Source organism: Krasilnikovia sp. MM14-A1004 (genome assembly GCF_047159485.1).
Lineage (GTDB): Bacteria > Actinomycetota > Actinomycetes > Mycobacteriales > Micromonosporaceae > Actinoplanes.
Genome location: NZ_AP038773.1, coordinates 3,227,394 through 3,247,106, shown reverse-complemented (window position 1 = coordinate 3,247,106; position 19,713 = coordinate 3,227,394). Strand labels below are relative to the sequence as shown.

Below are 19,713 nucleotides of genomic sequence, written 5' to 3'. Positions count from 1 at the left end.
CCCGACTCGCCGACGATGCGGCCGCCGAGGCTAACGCCGGCCCGCAACCGGGACTACGACCGGAGCACCGAGGCGTACGCCTCGGCGGTGGTCTGCGCGACGCGCTCCCATCCCATCCGCTGCGTGGCCGCCTCCAGGCCCGCCGTCGCGTACCGCTGCCAGGTCTGCTCGTCGCGCAGCAGGGTGATCAGCGCCCGGGCGAGGGCCGGGGGGTCGGCCGGGGGCACCGACAGGCCGTTCACGCGGTTGTCGAGCACCGCGCGGACACAGGCGACGTCGGTGCCGACGACGGGCAGGCCCACGGCCATCGCCTCGACCAGTGCCATCGCCGGTGGCGACGTGGTGTAGTCGAACTTGAACGGCCACGTGCCCACCTGCGCGGCGGCCAGCTCGGCCAGCAGGTCCGGCACCGGCTCGGTGACCACCTCGATCGCCTCGCCGGCCGCGCCCGCGCGGGCCAGGATCCGGGGCAGCTCGGGCCGAGGGATCAGCAGCAGCCGCAACCGTACGCCGGGCACCGCCGCCCGGACCGGGCCGAACGCCTCCAGCAGCGTGTCCAGCCCCCGGACCGACTCCGCCCGTCCGGCGAAGACGATGGTCGGCTGCGCGGCGTCGAAGTTTGCCCGGCGCGGGTCGGCCGGTGCCCCCGAGGTGAACCGGACGACGTTCAGCCCGCGCCGGTGGCCCAGGCGCTCGGCGACCCGCGGGTCCGGCGTGAGCACGGTGGTCACCCCGGACCGGCGCAGTGCGGCGGCGGCGAGCGGGACCGGCAGGACCGTGGTCACCACGACCCGGGCCCGCAGCACGTTCGAGGTGCGCATCTCCGCCACGGTGGCGCGCCGCCACGCGGCGGGGCCGGGCAGAGTCGGCCACGCGTACGCGGTGAGCAGCTTGCGGTGCGGGCGCAGCACCGGCAGCAGCGACAGGAACGGGCCGAGCGCTCCGGCGTGCAGGTGCACCAGATCCGGCCCGATCTTGTCGAGCGCGTCGCGCAGCGCATCGGAACGCCCGAGCGGGAACGTCTCCAACGCGCCGCCGAGCTCGTGGACGCCCGCGAACGCGTCCTGGCCGTCCAGCGCGTGGGTGGTGACGACGTGATGCTCGCCGTCGACCCGGTGGGCCAGCTCGGTGACCGTGCGGCCCATCGCCTCCTTGGCGGAGAACTCGGCGATCACGTGCGCGACCCGGGTCATGCGGTGCCCCCGTGCGCGCCGCGGGCCGCCATCCGGTGCCGCAGCTGGCCGAGGGCGCCGGAGCCGAACTCGCCGGCCTTCATCACCCACAGGCCGCCGTAGAGCAGCGGGTGCGTGAAGCCGTACCGGTAGTTGCGCAGGTACAGGCCGAAGCGGTGGAAGATGTTGGTCTGCCACCGGAACGCCTCGGGGTGCTCGCTGGCGAACAGGTCCGCGGTGCCGGAGTAGCCCAGCTTCTTGCGCATGGTCTTCTGCAACCGCAGCTCGCCCTCGTTGTGGTACAGGAAGTTGCGGGTCCGGCCGACCCGGTACCCGGCCTCGCGGACCCGCAGGTCGAAGTCCTTGTCCTCGGAGAAGACCATCCGCTCGTCGTGGCCGCCGAGCTTGTCGTAGACCTCGCGCCGCACGCAGCGCAGGGACTCGATCTGCTCCACCCCGTCGTAGATCTTCTTCTCCAGCCACTTGCACCGCGCCCAGAACGTGGTGCCGAACGACTCCTCCGGGATCACCAGGGCGTCGTACCGATCCAGCAGTTCGACGCACTCGCCGATCAGGCCGGGCGTGACCTTCATGTCGGAGTCGAGGTGCAGCAGGATCGACCCGCGCGCCTCGGCCGCGCCCCGCTTGCGGCCCTGGGCCATCGAGCGGTTCTCCTGCAGGTACGTCACGTCCAGGCCATCGGCCCGGAACTGGTCGACCAGCGCGCGGGTGCCGTCCGTGGAGCGCAGGTCGTCGTTGATGATCACCTCGAACTCCCGGTACGCCGAGGTCTGGCAGGCGCCGAGGAAGTCGCGGAGCAGCGGCGCGCTGTTGTAGGCGGGAACGATCACCGAGACGACGGGGTGGCTGGTCATCGGGCAGTCTCCAAAGCCGCTACGCAGCCGGTACGGCCGGGACGGGGTGCTCGGGTCGGACACGCGGGAGTCATTTCTTCATATTATGAGGTATTTTCGCCGCTTCAGACCCGATGTTGCCGAGCCCACTCCGGCCGCTCGGCTGGAACGGTCATGCGGGGTCATCGGCTACCAAAGCCCCGATGAATGGCCGCATCGTGACGCAGGCGCCCATTGCTGAGCCGACCCGATCCGTGCGCCCGTGCCCGAGGGCTTCGCCCCGCCGAGCCGCGGGATCGATGAGAGGCCAACTCCCCGGTCCGGCAAACGCGTTGATGGGGCGACGGGGAAGCACAGTCCGTGGCGACGGCTGGGCGCCGCATCCGCCCGGCACCGGCGCCGACCGCCGGCAGGCATTCCCTTGGCGGACAGCGTTCGACCTGGCCCGGGAGCTGGTTGAGCGGCGCGGGTACCCGTAGTGCACCGCAAGTGACCCGACAGGACATTCTCGGGCCGTGGTCATGGGAGTTGGCTACGGGCATGTGTATCGGGAATGGATGGACCGACCGCCGCGGCGACCTGACGTACATCTCGAATGGTTTGCCTGCCGATCTGCGGCCGTGGTCGATGAGCGCGAGGGATCCCGTCGCGGATGGCGGGACGTTGCACGCGGTGAATCTGGAGGAGGCCGTCCGCGACCTGCCGCCCATGCCCGCGCCGGAGCTGTTCGACCGCTTCATCCGCTGGGCGAGATGAGGTGGCGTGTTTTGCCGGTTCACCGGGAATGGTCGAGACTCGCGTCGTGACGTTTCGTGGCTGGCCGAGTGAGGCGCTCGAGTTCTACGAGGGGCTGGCGGCCGACAATTCAAAGACCTACTGGACGGCCCACCTGACCGTGTACGAGACACAGGTGCGGGCGCCGATGGCCGAGTTGCTGGCGGCGCTGGAGCCGGAGTTCGGCCCGGGCAAGATCTTCCGTCCGTATCGCGACGTGCGGTTCAGCAAGGACAAGTCGCCCTACAAGACCCACCTCGGGGCATGGCTGTCGTCCGGCGGCTACCTCCAGCTGTCGGCCGACGGCCTGGCGGCGGGGTGCGGGATGTACCAGATGTCACCCGACCAGCTCGACAGGTACCGCCGCGCGGTCGCCGACGAGCGGACCGGCCTCGAACTGACCGCCGTGATCGAGGCGATCGAGCGGGCCCGGATCGAGGTGCACGGCCGGGACACCCTGAAGACGGTACCCAGGGGCTACCCGAAGGACCATCCGCGGCTGGACCTGCTGCGCCACAAGGGGCTGGTCGCGTGGAAGGAGTGGGCGCCGGCGGCATGGCTGGGCACGGCGGCCGCGAAGGGCCGGATCGTCGACTTCCTGCGTACGGGCCGTGCCCTGCGGCAGTGGCTCGACGCTCACGTGGGGCCTCCGGTCGGCGAGGGCTGACGCCTACCGTCGGCCGTGCCCCGCCCGGCTGTCCCGGACGCCCAGCAGCTGGCCGCCGGCCTCGGTCAGCTGCAGGGTGGCCAGCCCGACCGTGAGCACCGGGTGGCGCAGCAGCCGGGTGGGCTGCTGCAGCAGGGTGGTCCGGACGAACCTGCCGGCCCGCGGACGGGGGCCGCGCCGGCGGCCGCGGTGGCGCCCCTGGGCGAAGGCGGCCCCCAACCGGACCCGCCCGGTGTCGTGCCAGATCCAGGCGTGGATGCGGCCGACGGCCACCCCGGCAGCGCGGGCGCGGGCGGTCAGGTCCCAGTCGGCGGTCGCGGTCAGCGTCTCGGTCCAGCCGCCGAGCTCCTCGATCACGGTACGGCGGAAAGCCCGGAGCACCGCGGAGTCGCCGCGGTGGAGATCCTTCTCCAGCTCGCGGCAGCGCGCGAGGAAACCCTCGCCGAACGAGCGTTCCGGGATCACCAGCGCGCCGAGCCGCTCGTCGGCGGTGAACGCGGCGGCGATCTCGGCGGCCACCTGCGGTTCCAGCACCATGTCCGGATCGACGAAGACCACCACGTCGCCGGTGCTGCGGGCGGTGCCCCGGTTGCACTGGACGCTGCGACCCAGGCCCCACTGCTCGAAGGTGTGTGCCAGCCTGCGGCCGATCTCGGCCGTACCGTCGGTGGAGCGGTTGTCGATGACGACGACCTCGACCTCGGGGTGGGTCTGGCCGCGCAGCGAGCCGAGGCAGGTCTCCAGGGTGCGCGCGGAGTTCCGGGTCGGGACGACAAAGCTGATCTTCATGCGGTTGCTCCGTACGGGCTCGCGGGTCTCAGGCGACGCGGCGCAGCGTGGACTCGGTGGCGGTGGGCAGCGGCCGCGGTGGGGCGGCCGGCGCCGCACCGGGCACCCGGGCGTGCGAGCACACCGCGTCGAGCAGCGTGTCGGCGACGTGGTCCCAGGAGTGCGCCCCGCCGTACGGCAGCGGCTCGGTGCGGGTGGTGGTGAGCTGCGGGAGTAGTTCGACGAGCCAGCGCGCCAGGGCCTGCGGGTTCGGCGGGACCACCGCGCCGCCGGCGGCCCGGGTGGAGTCGCGCAGGCCGGGCACGTCGTACGCGATCGTCGGGGTGCCGAGCGCAGCGGCCTCGCTGACCACCAGCCCCCAGCCCTCCCTGACGCTGGTGGCCAGGTGCACGTGGGCGCGGGCCATCCGGTCGTGCTTGGTCTGCTCGTCCACACGGCCCAGGTACTCGACCCCGGCGGGCGCGGCGGCGCGCAAGCGCTCGAGTTCGGGTCCGCCGCCGATCATCCACAGCCGCAGGCCGGGGATCTCGCGCCGGGCCAGTTCGACCGCGCGCACCACCTCCCACGGCCGCTTGTAGCTGACCATGCGGCCGCAGAACACCGCGGTCGGGGTGGTCTCCTTGGCGACGTCGGGGGTGACGGCGGGTGGTTCGAAGCCCTCCGGCACGACGGTGACGTCGCGGGCGCCGAACGCGGCCAGCGCGTCGCGGGTGGAGCCGGAGACAGCCAGGATCGGCGACGCCGACAGGCGGCGCAGCCACCTCGGTTCGAGCCGGTAGCGGCCCAGGTAGGACAGGGGGAACGGTGCGTTGTGGTGCCAGATCTCCTCGCAGGTCTGGTGCACCAGCGCGATCGTGCGGGCGCCGTCGTCGACCCACTCGTGGGCCTGGAACGGCACCGTGTTCGTCTCGTCGATGACCACGTCGAAGCGGCCCCGGCCGTGCCTCTGCCACCAGCGCCGGGCCTCGCGGTAGACAGTGAACCGGCTGCCGGCCCGGATGACCCGGTAGCCGTCGACGACCTCGTCCGCGGGGCGGCCCGCGACCGCGGCGGCGAACAGCGTCACCTCGTGGCCCGCCCGCACCCAGCGGCGCAGCACCTGCTCGGTGTAGACCTCCGCACCGCCGGATGCGGGGTGCGCCAGGTCACGCCAGTTCAGGACGAGGATTCGCATGCCTACCTTCTCGGCGCCCAGCCGCTCATCGGGCGGCTGCCACGGCGGTCGCCGGGGCACCGGAAAGATCGGCCCGCGGTGCGTCGAGTTGAGCAGTTCGCCGGGTCCACGCCCGCCCCTCCAGCAGCGCGATCACCAGCAGGGTGGGCGCCAGCGTGGCGGCCGAACAGGCGGCGATCTGCGCTGGTGAGGCGTGCCACAGCTCGATGGCTGCGACCTCCAGCACGGCCCCGATCCACGGCACCACGATGGTGCGCCCGCCCCGGGCCAGCCCGGCGTGGGTCGCCAGGGTCACCACGCTGGTCGCGCCGGCCACCAGCGACAGCGTGCGGACCAGGCCGGCGGCGTCGGCGAAGCCGTCGCCGTAGAGCAGGTGCAGCACCAGCGACGGCGCCACGACGACCACGGCGGCGCCCAGCAGCGCGGGCCCCACCACGGCGGCGCCGCCGGTGAGCAGCGCGCGGGCCCGGCCGGGCCGGGGCCAGGCGGCCGCCAGCCGCGGGAAGACCGCGGCCATGATGCCGGCCGGCAGTGCCAGAACGGTCTTGGCCACGGTGGCCGCCGCCACGTAGTCCCCGGAGGCGTCGCCGCCGAGGTGGTGGCGGGCCAGCAGCAGGTCGACCGTGGAGAACAGGAACAGGCCGGTGACGGCCGCCCCGGCGCGGCCCACGGCGCGCAACCGCAGCGCGGCGACCGGCCCGGTGTCCGGGGCCGGGCGCAGCAGCGGCACCAGCGCGAGCGCCAGCGCCGCGACCTCGCCCGCGAGCGTGCCGAGCAGAGCGCCGGTCACCCCGTATGGCAGCACGAGGCCGAGCCCGAGCGCGAGGCGCACCGCGGTACTGGCCAGGTAGGTGGCCGCCACGGTGCCGACCCTGCGGTCGCCGAGCAGCAGGCCACGCGCGGTTGCCAGGACCGCCGACACGACGAGGTACGGGGCCAGCAGCGCGGCGTCGGCCGACGAGCCGAGGTGGAAGTACGCGCGCAGGGCGGGCGCGCAGGCGAGGACGAGCACGCCCGGCGGAAGCGACCAGAGCGTGACCGCCCGCAGGGCGCGTACGCCGGTGGCGCGTCCGGCGCCGTGCCGGGCGACCAGAGCGGAGGCGGCGGCCTGCAGCGCACCCAGCGGAACGCCGAGCATCACCATGGCGGACAGGACGGCGCCCAGCGCGCCGTAGCCGTCCGCGTTCAGTTCCCGGCCCACGACGGCGTGGAAGGCGAGGTTGCCGGCGCTCTGCACGAGCACGGCGATGGCGATGGGGCCGATCCCGCCCAGGAGGGTACGGGCCAGGCGGCCGAGGCTGGCGGTCACGCCGTCTCCTATCGGCCGGCGGCGCTCCAGCTCAAGAGCTGTTCAGAGCGTACGCAAGGTTGCATCACAGAGCGTGACTATCGGCCGGGCCGGGCGCAAGCTGATGACATGGCACTCATCAACGCCCGCCGCCACCCGGTCCGTCTGGCCGTCGTGCTGGCCCTGCTCGCCGTCGCGGCCACCGTGCTGTTCGTAGCGGTGCGCGGCGGTTCGGCGCAGGCGCCGGCCTCCTCGGGCGCCGCCCTGAGCCTGCGCTGGGCCGCCGAACCGGGCGAGCTGGAGATCGTTGCGGTGGGTTACCGCCCGCGCGAGTTCGCACAGGTACGGGTTGGTAGCGCTGCGTGGCGGCGGGTGCGCGCGGACGGCACCGGCACCGTGCGGCTGTCCGTGCCGGTGGACGGTGCCTCGGCCGGGACCACGGTCGTGGTGGACGGGCGGGCCGTGGCCGGCGGGTCCCGGTCGCTGGCCGGCGGGGTGCCGCCGGTCGTGGCGGCGCGCGGCCCGGCCGATGCGGTGCCGTGGGTGGTGTCCGTCGTGCTGGTCCTGATCGCGCTGGGTGCGGCGTTCTCCGGTCGCCGCCCGGCGGGTGCGGGGACGCGCGGGGAAGCCGGGAACCCGGCGGCCGGGCTCGCGCTGCCGCGCCGTGCGCATCCGGGGGCGCATCGCCGGGGCGTCGGCGGCCCTGGTGATACTCGCCCGGTGGGTGCGCTCACGGCCCTATGATCGTGAGGAAATGACCGATTCACGGCTTTCCGGACCGTCGCTGCCCGCGGCTCCCGACCGCACCGGCATCCTTGCCGCGGTGACCGCGGCCATGGATCACTGCGCGTCCCGCTGGGCCTGGCAGGGCCCGGCCGGGGCCGCCGAGCGCTGGCTGCTCGAGAACGGCCCCAAAGACCTCGACCTCTGGTACACACCCGCCGAAAGCGCCGCACCAGGGTCCGGGACGCCCGCCCGGGCCATCGCCGCCGTGCTGCCCTGTGCCGTGGTGGCCGAGGCTCACGACCCGCGCCGGCTGCGCCATGTCAGCCTGGCCGTGGAGACCGCGGAGGGTCCCGCCGTGGTCGACCTGACCTACGGCGACCTGCGCGTCGGGCCGGTCCTGCTGGCGCCCGCCGACGAGATCGGCGTCGATCCTGTCACCCACCGGCTCACCGGCGCCGCCGCGGTCGCGGACCTGCTGGTGCGGCCGGTCCTGCGCGGGCGCCTGCCCGACCCGCCCCGGCTGGCCGAGGCGCGCGCCGCCTGGGCCGGCGCCACCCCGCAGGCCCGCGTCGCGCTCTACGATCGGCTCGCCGCCCAGCTCGGCACCCGGGTGGCCGTCGAACTCATCGCGGCAGCCGGCGGCGCATCGCCCGACACCGGCCTGCCGGGCCGCGCCCGGATGCGGCTGGCCGCGCTGAGTCTCGCCGCCCGCAACGCCGCGGCGACCTGGCGGCAGCGGCACGCCGTACTGCCCGCGGGCCCGTGGGCCGGCCCGCTCGGGTTGCGCACCCGAGGCGTCGTGGTGGCGCTGGTGGGCACGGACGGCTCCGGCAAGTCGACAGTCGCGGACGGCCTGCGCGAGCGGCTGCACCGGTACGGCCTCCCGACCGCGGCGGCGTACTTCGGGATGGCGCGCGGCAACCTTCCCGGCGTCGGCCTCGCCCGCCGCCTGCTGGGGGTGCCCACCGCCGGGTCCGGTTCGGCCCCGGCAGCCACGCATCCCAGCGGCGCGGCCGCGCCCGCCGGTCCCGGGGCCGCGCGCCCGGTGCCGTCCCCGCCCGCGCGGGGGTCGCCCGGCGCGGACGCCCCGCTCGGCAACCCGCGCCTGCGCCGCGCCGCCGCGTGGTTCTACGCCGCCGAGTACGTATGGCGCTACCTGCGCACGGTCGCCCCGCCGAAGGCCCGGCGCCGCGTGGTGATCGTGGACCGCTGGGTGTACGACCTGCGGGAATCCCCGTGGCCCGGCTCGCCCGCGGCCCGCGTCGCCGAGCGCCTCGTGCCCGCACCCGACATCCTGGTGCTGCCCGACGCCCCCGACGAACTGATCCACCGACGCAAACCCGAACGGCCGCAGGCCGAGCAGGCGGCCCAGCAGGACCGGTTCCGGCGGCTGCTGACCGAGCACCCGGCGCGCCACGCCGAGGTGGTGGTGGACACCTCGGGCGCCACGGCCGACAACCTGGCGCCGCTCGTCGCGGCGGTCGTGACGGCGGCCCACCGCCCGCGTCGCAGCGCGCGGTGACCACCGTACTGACCTGGGTTTCGCGTCACCGGCCGCACTTCGACACCCGCTCGGCGCGGCTGACGGCGGAATCCGGGCTGCTCGGGTTCGCGGTGGGCATCGGCGTGGTGGCGCCGTGGACCCGCGACGGCTATCTGATGCTGCTCGACTGGGTGGGCGGACCGCACCAGGCGGTCGCCCAGAGCCTGTACGGGCTGGACCCGACCGCGCTGGACGCCCTGCCGTTCCGGCTGGCCACCCACGGTCTGCGGGTGGTGGTGGGCGCGGGCGCCACCGGCTGGCTGATGGTGCTGCTGTTCTTCCCGATCGCGGCGAGCGGGGTGTCCGCCCTCGCGGGCGGCGGCCGGTGGCGGCGGCACCCGGCCGCGCTGTTCGCGGTCTGCAACCCGTTCGTGGTGGACCGCATCCTGGTCGGCCACGTGCCGTTCCTGCTGGCGGTGAGCCTGGTCGCGTGGATGCTCGCCTCCGCGGTGCGGGCCCGGCGCCGCGGGAGCTGGTTCGCGGCCCGCCCCGCGGGCTGGTACGCCTGCGCGATGGCGATCGGCCCGCACGCCGCCTGGCTGGGTGGGGTCGGGCTGGTGTCGATCGCCTGCCTGCCGCGGCCACGCCGCAACGACGCGGTCCGTACCGCCCTGATCATCGTGGCGGCCGGCTGCATCTACGCGTACGCGCTGACGGTGGTGCTCAACGCGATCCTCACGGTCCGGGTGGGCGACGCCGACCTCGACGTGTACGCCACCCGGGCCGGGCCGGGCGGGCTGTTCCTCACCCTCGCCTCGTTGCAGGGCTTCTGGCGCGAGGACGACTCCTCCGGCCCGGCCGGCACCGTCGGGGCCGTACCGGCGGCCGTCGGGCTCGTCGTGCTGCTGGCCGCGGTGGTGGCCGGGCTGGTGCGGCTCTCCCGGCGCGACCCGGACCTCGGGGCGCCGATGTGCGCGCTGGCCATCAGCGGGATCGTGCTGGGCGCCGGTGCCGAGGGCCCGTTCGGTGCGGTGTACCGGTGGGCCTTCGACGTGGTGCCGCTCTTCGAGGCCATGCGGGAGCCGCAGAAGTGGGTGGCGCTGGCGATGCTGGCGTACGCGGTGGGGGTGGGCGCCACCGCGGAGGCGCTGGCCGACGCGGTGCCGCGACGCTACTTCGGCAAGCGCGCGCACCGGCTGCGCCGCCTCGCCGCCGCCGCCGGGCTGGCCGCCCTGGGCGCCGTCAGCGCCATGGTGGCCACCACCCTGGTCTGGGGACTCGGCGGCTCGGTACGGATCACCGACTACCCGGAGTCCTGGTACGCCGCCGACCGGATCATGGGGGACGGCAGCGGCCTCGTGCTGTTCCTGCCCTGGCACGAGTACCAGCCGTTCGCCTTCACCGGCGGACGGACCGTGGGCACCCCGGCCGCCGCGTTCTTCCGGCGCCCGGTGCTGACCAGCGACGCGGTCGAGCTGGGGGAGGTGCGCACCAACTCGGTGTCACGGCGCACGGCGTACGTGTCGCGCCTGATCGCGTCCGGCGGCACCGCGCATTTCGGGCGCATGGTGGCCCCGCTGGGCGTGGAGTGGGTGGTGCTGGCGCGCGACCGGGAGGCCGCCACGTACGACTGGCTGGCCAAGCAGCCGGACCTGCGGCGGGTGCTGCGTACCCGGCAGCTCGACCTCTACCGGGTGGAGGCGCACGGCACCGGCCGTGTGGTCTCGTCCCGCCAGGGCGGATACGACGACGCCGTACGCCTGGCCGACACCGGCCAGCTGGGCAGCGAGGCGATGCTGCCGGAGGGCCCGGCGCAGGGGAAGGTGCCCTCGGCCCGGTACGGCGGGATCACCCGGCTCGCGCCGACCCGCTGGCGGGTGGAACCGGGGCCGCCGGGGTGGGTGGTGATCCCCGAGGAATGGTCCTCGGGCTGGTCCGCCAGCGCCGACGAGACCCGGCAGACGGTCGCCGGGACCGTCGCGGTCCGGGCGGGTCCGGACGCGGTGACGGTCGACTACGGCCCGTGGCGCTGGCTGCGGGTGGGACTGGCGGTGTCCCTGGTGTCGCTGGGGTTGCTCATCGCCGCGGGCCTGGCCGAGCACCGGCGCGACCTGACCGACTGGTGGGTCGGCACCCCCTCCTGATCCCCGCGCCGCCCGGCCCGGGGCGGCGGACTGTCCTGCTCAGGCGGCCTCGGCCAGCGTCGGGGCGGCCGCGAACGGCGCGGAGTCCGCGTCCACCTGCGGCGCCGGCAACGCCGTGGTCGCCACGGTCAGGCCCCGGTACTCGCGGCGCACGTACAGGCGGGTGAAGATGGTGAAGGTGTCGCGGATCGTGCGGACGATGGCGCTGCGGCCGACGGTGGAGCCGGCGGTGCGCTCCTCCAGGCGGACCGGGGCACCGATGAAGTCGCGGATGCCGGCGGCCTTGGCGGCGACGAAGAACTCCAGGTCGAAGGCGAAGCGGCGCTCGCGCAGGCTCGGCAGCAGGCCCGCGAGGACGTCCCGGCGGAAGATCTTGCAGCCGGTCTGGCTGTCCTTGATGCCCATGAAGAACAGCAGGGTCACCAGCGTCGAGTAGACGATCGAGATGAGCTTGCGGAAGCCGGTCGCGCCGCTGGTGGACAGGTGGTGGCGCTTGTCGGCGTACACGCCGGCCGGGTTGTTGGCGCGGGCGACCTGCAGGTACTGCATCAGGTGGGCGGGGTCGATGTCGCCGTCGGCGTCGATGAAGCCGACCCAGGTGCCCCGGGCGGCGGCGAAGCCGGTGTGCAGCGCGGCGCCCTTGCCCTGGTTGACCGGGTTCGCGATGACCCGCACGCCGGGGATGCCGGCCAGGGTGTGCTCGGAGCCGTCGGTGCTGCCGTCGGAGACCGCGACAACCTCGTAGCCGACGCCCGCGTCCTGCAGGCAGGAGGCGATCCGCTTGACGGTCGGGCGCAGGGCCATGCCCGGGTTGTAGAAGGGCACCACGACGGTCAGCTCGACGCCCGCATCGGCGGGGCTCCACAGGCGGACCGCGTCGAACACCCGGCCGTTGTTGGCCGTGGTGGGGGCGGCGGCCGGAGCGGTCGCGGCCGAAGCGGTGGCGGCGGAGAAGAGCGTCGTCGTCATGCCCTGCTACGTCGGCGGGGCACCTCAACGCCAGCTCTAGCCGATTTCAAGCAAGATGCAAGCTTGGACCGGGCTGGTCCTGCCATGTCGGATAAGCACGGATACGTGGCATCATTGCGAAATGATCCTCACCCGTTTCCGCAGGTCGGCCCCGCTGCTCATGGCAGCCGGGACGCTGGTCGCGGTACTGACACCCGGTGTGGCGCTCGCGGACGGCCCCGGATACGGCGGCACCGCGGACGCGCTGACGGTGCAGTGGCAGGGTGCGCAGAGCAGGGACGGGCTGGCCGTGTACGCGGTCGGGTTCCGCGCCGGCTCCTCGGTCGCCGTACGCGTCGGCTCCTCGCCCGACCGCAAGGTCGCCACCGACGCGTTCGGCGGGCTGCGGGTGCTCATGGTCGCCGCCGGGGCCACCGCGCCGGCCGAGCCCGCGACCGGCACCGCGGTGGTGGCCGTCGACACCCCCTCCGGCGGCAAGCTGTCCTCCGGCACGGTGGTCCAGGCGATCGGCCAGACCCCGGCCGGCAGCGTACGGACCCTGGTCGGGGCCGTGCCCCCGCCCGCCGCGGCGGGCGGCGCGCACACCCTCATCCCGTGGGCGGGGTTCGCCGCGGTCCTGGTGGGCATCGGCGTGCTGATGCGGCGGCTCCGCCCGGCCCGGGCCGCGACCGCGGGCGACGTCCGCGGGCACCGGTACGCCCCCCGCCACCGCGGCTAGCTCCACCGACAGCACGCGAGCCCTGATCCGGTCCGCAGGAGGCGGGCTGGATCAGGGCTCGGGTCGTGTCGGGGTGCCGACGGCTCGAAGCTGGTTCAGGGGGCGGGTTCGAAGCGGTAGCCCACCCCGCGCAGCGTCCGGATGTAGCGCGGCGCCGACGCCGACTCGCCCAGCTTCTTGCGCAGGTTGCCGACGTGCACGTCGATGATGTGGTCGTCGCCGTACCAGTTGTCGCCCCATACGTCCTCGAGCAGCTGGTTGCGGGTGAACGTCCGCCGCGGGCTGGAGGAGAGCAGGTCGAGGATGCCGAACTCGATCTTCGTCAGGTCGAGGATCTTGCCGTCCAGGGTCACCTCGCGCACCACGGGGTCGATGTGCAGCGGGCCGTACTCCCGACCGGCGGCGGCCTCCGCGGCGGCGCCGCGCGGGCGACGACGCATCGCCTGGATGCGGGCGGCCAGCTCGCGCGGCGAGAACGGCTTGGTGACGTAGTCGTCGGCGCCGACCGACAGCCCGACCACCTTGTCCACCTCGTCGGCGCGGCCGGTCACCATGACGATGTACGCGTCGGTGAACTGCCGGATGCGGCGGCAGACCTCGATCCCGTCGACGTCGGGCAGGCCGAGGTCGAGGATGGCGAGGTCCGGCTTCTCCCGCTGGGCCAGCTCGACGGCGCGCTCGCCGTCGGAGGCGACCATGACGTCGAAGCCCTCCTTCTCGAGAAGGTGCTGGCAGAGCAGCACGAACTCCGGCGAGTCCTCGATGACGAGTGCGCGGGGCCTGGGCACAGGACCTCCAGTCGGGCAGGCAGACGCTACCCATGACTCTTCGACCGCCGGACGGCAAATCGAAGAGATCGGGGCGACGGATCACCGGGGCCGGGCCCGGCGCCCCCGCTGCCCGGCCCGACGAGGCTCCACCGCCCCCCTGATCGCGCCGTCCGGACCATGATCGGGACTCCCGGCCCGCGGCCCCGTGGAAGGCGGCTCAGCCACCGGCGGCCGCGGCGAAGATCCGTCCGACGTTGTCCTCGGCGAAGAACTCCGGCGCCGGTGTCACCCCGGCGTTGACCCGGGCGAACGCATCCATCGCGGCCTGGTTGCCCTGCATCGCGGCGAGCAGCTGCGCCAGTGGCGGCGGCGGTGGCTCCAGCGCGGCCAGCTGCGCGGTCAGCTCGTACATCGGCAGGACACGCTGGTCGCGGGCGGCGTGGTGCTCGGCCAGCGCCGCGTCGAAGTCCCGTTCGCCCGCGAGCGCGGCGTGCAGGGCGTCGGCACACGACTGCGCGTCGCGGAAGGCGTCGCTGATGCCCTGGGCGGTGATGAAGTCCCGGTTGTAACCGGCGTCACCCACCAGCGCCCAGCCCGGTCCGTACGGCTTACGCAGGTAGCCGGGGACGCTGGCGCCGACGATGCGCTCCTCGCGCCGGGCCGCCCTGACCCGTTCCGCGAACTCCGGGGCCAGCTCGAACGTCTTCCGCAGGTGCCCCTCGACGTCGCCCCGGTTGGCGGTGAACTCCGCGTACGGCCAGCCGCCGATCACCAGCGTGAGCCCGTCGTTGGTGGGTGCCGCCGCGAAGCCGCGCCCGTCCCGGGCGTACGCCTCGAACCGGCCGTGCATCTCCAGCCCGCTCCAGTACGAGTAGTAGCCCACCGTCATCGGGGCCCGCTCGTGCGAGGCGGGAGCGTCCACCCCGTGTGCCACCAGGGAGTGCAGCCCGTCCGCCCCGACCACGACGTGGGCGCGCTCCTCGACCGGCGAGCCTCCGCGGTCGTGGCCGCGAACCCCCACGACCCGCCCGTCGGAGACGATCAGTTCGTCGACCGTGAACGCGGTGCGGACCTGCGCCCCCGCCGCGGCCGCCGCCTCGACGAGCACCTGGTCGAGGATGCGGCGCCGCGGCGCGTAGGCGACGGGGGAGTCGGCCGTCCCGGGTGCTCCGGCGAGCCGGACCGGACCGAAGTCGAAGCTGTACGTGTCGATCGGCGGGCATCCCGTCGCGGTCACCTGGTCCAGGAGCCCCCACGCGCGCAGCGCCGTCACGCCCGGCGGGTGGATGACGTGGGTGGAGACCGTGTCGCTGGGGAAGGTCGACCGGTCGACCAGCAGGACCCGGTGGCCCCGCGAAGCCAGCAGCATCGCCACGGGCGAACCGGCGCACCGCGCCCCGACCACGATCACATCCCAGGCGTTGGCCGCCACGTCGCCTCCTTACGGTGAGAACGTCAGCGCGAACAGTAGGCCCCCACTGGTGCGAAAGGGAAGCCAGGTCAACCCATTGGTCCGCCGCGGCTCGTCCGTGCGGACGAACTGGACGGTCCTCATTGGTCGATCACCGCGCACCGCGGCCGGGCGGCGCGGCCCGGGCCCGGAGGTGACCGGGAGGCCACGGCCGGGCGACGGGCGCGGCAACCGCGATCGAACACTGAGCTGGGAGGGGGTGCGGGATGGCGGGCGGTCCCGTTCCTGCGTGAAGATCCCGTGCGTGCACCGCGCCAACGACTACTACGGCCACGCGCAGGTCCTCGCGCGCTACTGCGGCCTCGCCGGACGCGCCCCGCAGATCCGCGGCTACCTGCAGCACGGCTGGAACATCGGCGACGGCATGGCCGCCGACCACGAGTACGTGACAGGGGTCCCGCTGCTGCTGTGGTCCGAGCGGACCCGCCGCCGGGCCTGGTCGCTGGGGCGACGGCACACGTACGTGGTCGGCGCGCCGTGGGCGTACCTGCTGCGGGCGACGCCCCCGGAGCCCGACGCGCCCCCGCGGGCGGGCACGATCTGGTATCCGTTCCACGGCTGGGAGGGCCAGCGGGTCGTCGGCGACCACGCCCGGCTGGTCGACCAGATCACGGCGACCGAGCCCGGCCCGGTCACGGTGTGCCTGTACTGGCAGGAGTACCGGTCGGTGCGGCTGCGCCGCCGGTACGAGCGGGCCGGCTTCCGGGTGGTCTGCCACGGCTACCGCGGCGACGCCCGCGAGCCCGGCGACCCGGGGTTCCTGCGCCGTCAGCTGGCCGAGCTGCGGCGGCACCGGCGCGTCGCCGCGAACCGGCTCAGCAGCGCGGTCTGGTACGGCATCCTGGCCGGCTGCGAGCCCGCCGTGTACGGCGACCCGATGGTGCTGGCCGGGGAGGACATGACGTTCGGCGGTCAGGCGCGGATCCGCCGGCAGTGGCCCGACCTGCACGGTGAACAGGTGAACGTGCGGCTGGCCCGCGCCGCCGCGACCGAGGAACTGGGCGCGGACCGGCTGCTGCCGCCCACCGAGCTGCGCCGCCTGCTCGGCTGGCCGGTGGCTGCGCCGGAGGTCCGGTCGTGACGGTGCAGCCGGTGGGGGACGAGATGTTCGCCTGGTCCGACCTGGACAGCGCCCCCGGTCCGGTGCGCGGCCGGGCACTCGCGCCACTGATGGCGCTGGCGCGCGGCCGCACCCTGGTGGCCGGCCCCCACGATCCCACCCTCCTGCCCGCCACGGAGCCCACCGCGCGGCCCGCTGCCGAGCCGGCCGCGGGGCCCGGAGAGCAGGGCGGACCCGCCTCGCAGCGCCTCACCGAGCTGACGCTGCTGGTGCGGGGGATGTCCGACGCCGAGGCGCTGGCGGATTCGCTGGACGCCACGGTGTACTGCGGCAGTCCCGCGAAGCTGCCCATCGGCGCGCGCTTCGACACCGTCCTGGCTCTCGACGGGCTGGAGCGGCTGGGCTCCACCGAGGCCGCACCGCGCGGCTGGGGGGAGACACTGGCCGCCCTGGTGGCGGTGCTGGCGCCGGGCGGCGTTCTGGTGCTCGGCGTGGAGAACCTGTTCGGGCTGCACCGGATCGTCGCGCCGCCGCGCCCGCCGTCCGACATGGACTGGGCACCGGGCGCCGCACACGACCCGACCCGCCCGACCGGCCCGGCCGCGCTGGGCTCGGCGCTGGTCGCCGCGGGACTGGACCCGGTGGTGACGTACGCGGCGTACCCGGACCCGGTGGCACCCGAGGCGCTGCTCAGCGCCGGCGTGCTCGCCGACGGTGAGGTGCGCGGCTGGGCCGAGGCGACGCTCGCGCAGACCTTCGCGTTCCACGCGCGGATCCGCCGGGGCGCCGCCGACGACCCGGCGGTACTGCGGGACCCGGCGACCCTCGCGGTCGACGCGGCGCGGCACGACCTGGCGACCGCGCTGGCTCCAGGGTGGATCGTCGTGGCCCGGCGCGCACCCGCCACCGGAGTCACCCTCCCCGACGTGCTCACCGGGGACGCGGCGCTGCGCCGGGCGGAACTGCCGTCCGGCCGTACGCTGGAAAGTCTGGTCCTGGATGCGGCCCTGCGGCGTGACCTGCCGCAGGTGCGCGCCCTGCTGACGCGCTGGCAGCAGGGGCCGCTGGCCGCGGTTCCGGCCGGTCAGGTGATCGTCGGGCCGGACGGGCTGACCGCGGCGTCGGTGGGCGAGCGGGCCGACGTCCTGCGCCTGCTGGCCGCGGGCCTGCTGCGCGGCGGCGCGGGGCCGGTGTGGCCCGCCGTGGCCGTGGCCGCCGACCTGGCCGCCGTCCTGGCTGCGATGACCGGCCGCGAGCCGGCGCCCGCCGACCTCGCGGCCGAGCCGCCGCCGCGGTCGCTGGCGGAGCTGCTGGGCGAACGGGACCGCCTGGCGCGGGCGCTGGTCGAGGCGCGGGCCGAGGCCCGGTTCCACGACGACGCGGTCGCCGCGCTGGAGTCGGAGGTGTACCGCGCCCGGCGCACCATCGCGCTGCTCAGCGCCAGGGGTCCCGCCCGGGCGGGGCGGGCGTTCGCGGGCGGGGTACGAGCGGTCGCGCGCCGCGGCCGTGCCTGGCTACCGTGGCGCCGCTGACCTCGTCGTACAGGTCCTCCAGCAGGCGGGTCTGCCGGTCCAGGTCGAAGTTGCGCTGGATGTGTTCGCGGGCCTGGCGGCCCAGCCGCCGCCGCAGATCCTCCTCGGTCAGCAGGCGGCGCAGGTGGACCGCCAGCGCGACCGGGTCGCGTTCGTTGCCGAGCAGCCCTGTCGTGCCGTGCGTCACGGCCTCCGGGATGCCGCTGTGCCGGGTGGACACCGCGGGCACCCCGCGGGCGGCGGCCTCCAGAATCGTGGTGGGCAGCCCTTCGGTGTCGCCGTCGGCCGCGGTCCGTGACGGCGCCGCGAGGACCCGCGTCGCGGCCAGGGCCTGGGCGACCGCCTCGTGTTCCTGGGCGCCGAGGAACGTCGCGTCCACGCGCAGCCGGGTGGCCCGGCGCCGGGTCGCCTCGGCCTGTGGGCCGTCACCGATGAACAGCGCCCGCGGCCGCAGGTCGCCCAGCGCAGCGAGGGCCTCCACCAGGTCGTCGGCGCCCTTCTTGTCGACGAAGCGGCCCACGAACGTGACGTCCCACCGCTTCGGGACGTCCTGCAGCGGCGGGATGACGACACCGGTGTGGTGGACGCGGACCTTCGCCGGGTCGGCGCCGCAGCCGAGGGCGCGGCTGCGGAGGGGACCGGAGACCGCCAGGATCAGCGCGGCCCGGCGGAACACCGTGGTGAGGTTGCGGCGGTACCGGATGCCGTGGAGCCCGGCGGCCAGCGGCTGACGGGTCACGTCGTGACCGTGCACGGTGACGATCAGCGGTGCGCCGGCCGCGGCGGCGGCGCGGCTGATGAGCCAGCCGTCCCCGCCGAAGTGGGCATGCACCAGCGCGGGCGACACCTCGCCGAGCGTCCGGTTCAGCTGGGCCGACCGGCCGGTCAGCCGCAGGCGCAGGAACTCACCCGGATCGGCGGCGAACGCGATCACGTCGTCGTCGCGGGCCAGCGGGGACTCGATCCTCGTGGCGCCCACGAACACCGGCTGCCACCGGCGCAACGCGAGGCCCTGATCGCGGATGAACGTCTCCGACCCGGACAGCAGGCCACTGCGCCAGATCGCGACCCGGCTAGTCATCGCGCCTCCGGCTGAGCACCCGGTCGCGGACGGCGCGCCGGACCCGCGGTGGCACCAGCCAGATCTGCAGCGTGGTGAGGTAGTCGATGGCGCCGGGCCGGCCGTGGGTGCGGGCCTCGTGCAGCAGTTCGCGCAGCACCGCCGGGCGGTGTGTGGCGGCCGCCATGGAACTGATCACGCTCAGCGTGAACGCCGCGTACGCCCGGGGCGTGAACAGTTCCCGACTGCCCCGCAGCCAGGCCAGCTGCGACTCCCACGGCAGTTCCAGGCTGATCCGTTCGCGGTCCTCGTCGGTGTGCCACACCACGAGCGGCTGTTCCGCGATGACCAGCGCGGCGCCGTCCTGCCGGATCGCCCGCAGCGTCCAGTCCAGTTCCTGCTGGCGGCGCAGCCCCACGGTGAACGGCACCGCACGCAGCAGCGCCGTCGGCGCCAGGATGGTCGAGGTCTGGATGAAGCCCTCGCCGTGGAACAGGCCGCGGCGCACGGTGAAGTACTCGCTGAGGTGTTCGCCGGGCCGGGGCAGGCGGCGCGGCATCACGTACGCGGCGCGGGGCGTGCGGTTGATGAGCCGGGTCGCGACGATCGGCAGCGGCACCCGCGCCGCGCGGGCCATGCCGAGCTGGACGGCGAGCTTGCCGGCGAGCCATTCGTCGTCATCGTCGAGCAGCGCCGTGAACGGGGCACGGGCATGCTGGGCGCCGACGTTGCGGGCGTTCGGCGCGCCGCCGCGTTCGGCCAGCGGGACCACGCGGACCCGCGGATCGCCCAGCTCGGCCAGCGCCTTCGGGGTGTCCTCGTCCGGCCCGTCCACCACGACCACGACCTCGATGTCGTGCACGGTCTGGGCGAGCGCGCTGCGCACGGCGCGCAGCACGAGGTGTGGCCGGTTGCGCGTGGGGATGACCACGCTGACCTCCGGGGTGGTGTCCATGCCGACGGAAGGCTAGGGCCCGTGCGCGTCGCGCCGTTGAACGCGGCATGGACGTGCGTCGACCGACGGCGGGCGGGCACACCGTGACGAATCCGCGGCTGATCAAG

Annotated in this window: 18 protein-coding genes; 8 read left to right on the top strand and 10 right to left on the bottom strand. The window is 74.7% G+C overall.

All coding sequences use genetic code 11. The features are described 5' to 3' along the window. Nucleotides 1–53 precede the first annotated feature (53 nt). Nucleotides 54–1,193, bottom strand: coding sequence for a glycosyltransferase family 4 protein (locus tag ACMCNN_RS14690; RefSeq protein WP_412746755.1), 1,140 nt, complete (start codon nucleotides 1,191–1,193; stop codon nucleotides 54–56). Continuing rightward, nucleotides 1,190–2,047 carry a glycosyltransferase family 2 protein gene (locus ACMCNN_RS14685; protein WP_412746754.1) on the bottom strand — a complete coding sequence of 286 codons (858 nt, stop codon included), beginning with the start codon at nucleotides 2,045–2,047 and terminating at the stop codon, nucleotides 1,190–1,192. Before ACMCNN_RS14685 ends, ACMCNN_RS14690 begins: the two co-directional genes overlap by 4 nt. Before the next feature lie 468 nt (nucleotides 2,048–2,515). On the opposite strand from ACMCNN_RS14685, the gene ACMCNN_RS14680 reads away from it, so the two are divergent. Both ACMCNN_RS14680 and ACMCNN_RS14675 read left to right on the top strand, forming a co-directional pair. Beyond that, entirely contained in the window at nucleotides 2,516–2,782 is a 267-nt protein-coding gene (locus ACMCNN_RS14680) for a hypothetical protein (protein WP_412746753.1), read from the top strand. A gap of 46 nt (nucleotides 2,783–2,828) precedes the next feature. Beyond that, nucleotides 2,829–3,467, top strand: a complete 639-nt coding sequence (locus tag ACMCNN_RS14675) for a DUF2461 domain-containing protein (protein WP_412746752.1) — start codon at nucleotides 2,829–2,831, stop codon at nucleotides 3,465–3,467. Between the two features lie 3 nt (nucleotides 3,468–3,470). Here ACMCNN_RS14675 and ACMCNN_RS14670 read toward each other — a convergent pair whose 3' ends face one another. Genes ACMCNN_RS14670 through ACMCNN_RS14660 form a run of 3 tightly spaced genes read right to left on the bottom strand, consistent with a single transcriptional unit; the run spans nucleotide 3,471 to nucleotide 6,739 of the window. Next, complete coding sequence (locus ACMCNN_RS14670; protein ID WP_412746751.1) at nucleotides 3,471–4,256, bottom strand: glycosyltransferase family 2 protein; 786 nt, start codon at nucleotides 4,254–4,256, stop codon at nucleotides 3,471–3,473. 28 nt (nucleotides 4,257–4,284) lie between these two features. Then, nucleotides 4,285–5,430 carry a glycosyltransferase family 4 protein gene (locus ACMCNN_RS14665; RefSeq protein ID WP_412746750.1) on the bottom strand — a complete coding sequence of 382 codons (1,146 nt, stop codon included), beginning with the start codon at nucleotides 5,428–5,430 and terminating at the stop codon, nucleotides 4,285–4,287. 25 nt (nucleotides 5,431–5,455) lie between these two features. Further along, nucleotides 5,456–6,739: a lipopolysaccharide biosynthesis protein gene (locus ACMCNN_RS14660; RefSeq protein ID WP_412746749.1), complete on the bottom strand. Its 1,284-nt coding sequence runs from the start codon at nucleotides 6,737–6,739 to the stop codon at nucleotides 5,456–5,458. Between the two features lie 108 nt (nucleotides 6,740–6,847). Here ACMCNN_RS14660 and ACMCNN_RS14655 point away from each other — a divergent pair, with 108 nt between their 5' ends. Genes ACMCNN_RS14655 through ACMCNN_RS14645 form a run of 3 tightly spaced genes read left to right on the top strand, consistent with a single transcriptional unit; the run spans nucleotide 6,848 to nucleotide 11,071 of the window. Next, entirely contained in the window at nucleotides 6,848–7,462 is a 615-nt protein-coding gene (locus tag ACMCNN_RS14655; RefSeq protein ID WP_412746748.1) for a hypothetical protein, read from the top strand. A 10-nt stretch (nucleotides 7,463–7,472) separates the two neighbouring features. After that, nucleotides 7,473–8,966, top strand: a complete 1,494-nt coding sequence (locus ACMCNN_RS14650; protein ID WP_412746747.1) for a thymidylate kinase — start codon at nucleotides 7,473–7,475, stop codon at nucleotides 8,964–8,966. Further along, entirely contained in the window at nucleotides 8,963–11,071 is a 2,109-nt protein-coding gene (locus tag ACMCNN_RS14645; protein WP_412746746.1) for a hypothetical protein, read from the top strand. The genes ACMCNN_RS14650 and ACMCNN_RS14645 overlap by 4 nt, the downstream gene beginning before the upstream one ends. Nucleotides 11,072–11,110: 39 nt before the next feature. Here ACMCNN_RS14645 and ACMCNN_RS14640 read toward each other — a convergent pair whose 3' ends face one another. After that, a complete protein-coding gene (locus tag ACMCNN_RS14640) occupies nucleotides 11,111–12,040 on the bottom strand; it encodes a glycosyltransferase family 2 protein (RefSeq protein WP_412746745.1) in 930 nt (309 codons plus the stop codon). Between the two features lie 121 nt (nucleotides 12,041–12,161). Between ACMCNN_RS14640 and ACMCNN_RS14635 the strand changes: the two genes are divergently transcribed. After that, complete coding sequence (locus ACMCNN_RS14635) at nucleotides 12,162–12,758, top strand: hypothetical protein (protein WP_412746744.1); 597 nt, start codon at nucleotides 12,162–12,164, stop codon at nucleotides 12,756–12,758. A gap of 95 nt (nucleotides 12,759–12,853) precedes the next feature. Here ACMCNN_RS14635 and ACMCNN_RS14630 read toward each other — a convergent pair whose 3' ends face one another. Both ACMCNN_RS14630 and ACMCNN_RS14625 read right to left on the bottom strand, forming a co-directional pair. Continuing rightward, a complete protein-coding gene (locus tag ACMCNN_RS14630) occupies nucleotides 12,854–13,546 on the bottom strand; it encodes a response regulator transcription factor (protein ID WP_412746743.1) in 693 nt (230 codons plus the stop codon). Nucleotides 13,547–13,745: 199 nt separating this feature from the next. Next, nucleotides 13,746–14,960 carry an NAD(P)/FAD-dependent oxidoreductase gene (locus ACMCNN_RS14625; protein ID WP_412746742.1) on the bottom strand — a complete coding sequence of 405 codons (1,215 nt, stop codon included), beginning with the start codon at nucleotides 14,958–14,960 and terminating at the stop codon, nucleotides 13,746–13,748. 283 nt (nucleotides 14,961–15,243) lie between these two features. On the opposite strand from ACMCNN_RS14625, the gene ACMCNN_RS14620 reads away from it, so the two are divergent. Together ACMCNN_RS14620 and ACMCNN_RS14615 are read left to right on the top strand one after the other, a co-directional pair. Beyond that, nucleotides 15,244–16,080 (top strand): hypothetical protein, encoded by an 837-nt coding sequence (locus ACMCNN_RS14620; RefSeq protein ID WP_412747176.1) that lies wholly within the window; start codon nucleotides 15,244–15,246, stop codon nucleotides 16,078–16,080. Then, nucleotides 16,077–17,591, top strand: a complete 1,515-nt coding sequence (locus ACMCNN_RS14615; RefSeq protein ID WP_412746741.1) for a hypothetical protein — start codon at nucleotides 16,077–16,079, stop codon at nucleotides 17,589–17,591. Before ACMCNN_RS14620 ends, ACMCNN_RS14615 begins: the two co-directional genes overlap by 4 nt. On the opposite strand, the gene ACMCNN_RS14610 is transcribed toward ACMCNN_RS14615, so the two are convergent. Together ACMCNN_RS14610 and ACMCNN_RS14605 are read right to left on the bottom strand one after the other, a co-directional pair. Continuing rightward, nucleotides 17,494–18,672, bottom strand: coding sequence for a glycosyltransferase (locus tag ACMCNN_RS14610; RefSeq protein WP_412746740.1), 1,179 nt, complete (start codon nucleotides 18,670–18,672; stop codon nucleotides 17,494–17,496). The genes ACMCNN_RS14615 and ACMCNN_RS14610 overlap by 98 nt on opposite strands. Continuing rightward, nucleotides 18,665–19,606 carry a glycosyltransferase family 2 protein gene (locus ACMCNN_RS14605; RefSeq protein WP_412746739.1) on the bottom strand — a complete coding sequence of 314 codons (942 nt, stop codon included), beginning with the start codon at nucleotides 19,604–19,606 and terminating at the stop codon, nucleotides 18,665–18,667. Before ACMCNN_RS14605 ends, ACMCNN_RS14610 begins: the two co-directional genes overlap by 8 nt. Nucleotides 19,607–19,713 lie beyond the last annotated feature (107 nt).

Coding starts and splice junctions, on each gene's coding strand:
- ACMCNN_RS14650 (WP_412746747.1), top strand. CDS start 7,473: ATGACCGATTCACGGCTTTCCGGACCGTCGCTGCCCGCGGCTCCCGAC.
- ACMCNN_RS14665 (WP_412746750.1), bottom strand. CDS start 5,430: ATGCGAATCCTCGTCCTGAACTGGCGTGACCTGGCGCACCCCGCATCC.
- ACMCNN_RS14610 (WP_412746740.1), bottom strand. CDS start 18,672: ATGACTAGCCGGGTCGCGATCTGGCGCAGTGGCCTGCTGTCCGGGTCG.
- ACMCNN_RS14685 (WP_412746754.1), bottom strand. CDS start 2,047: ATGACCAGCCACCCCGTCGTCTCGGTGATCGTTCCCGCCTACAACAGC.
- ACMCNN_RS14690 (WP_412746755.1), bottom strand. CDS start 1,193: ATGACCCGGGTCGCGCACGTGATCGCCGAGTTCTCCGCCAAGGAGGCG.
- ACMCNN_RS14635 (WP_412746744.1), top strand. CDS start 12,162: ATGATCCTCACCCGTTTCCGCAGGTCGGCCCCGCTGCTCATGGCAGCC.
- ACMCNN_RS14655 (WP_412746748.1), top strand. CDS start 6,848: ATGGCACTCATCAACGCCCGCCGCCACCCGGTCCGTCTGGCCGTCGTG.
- ACMCNN_RS14670 (WP_412746751.1), bottom strand. CDS start 4,256: ATGAAGATCAGCTTTGTCGTCCCGACCCGGAACTCCGCGCGCACCCTG.
- ACMCNN_RS14605 (WP_412746739.1), bottom strand. CDS start 19,606: ATGGACACCACCCCGGAGGTCAGCGTGGTCATCCCCACGCGCAACCGG.
- ACMCNN_RS14640 (WP_412746745.1), bottom strand. CDS start 12,040: ATGACGACGACGCTCTTCTCCGCCGCCACCGCTTCGGCCGCGACCGCT.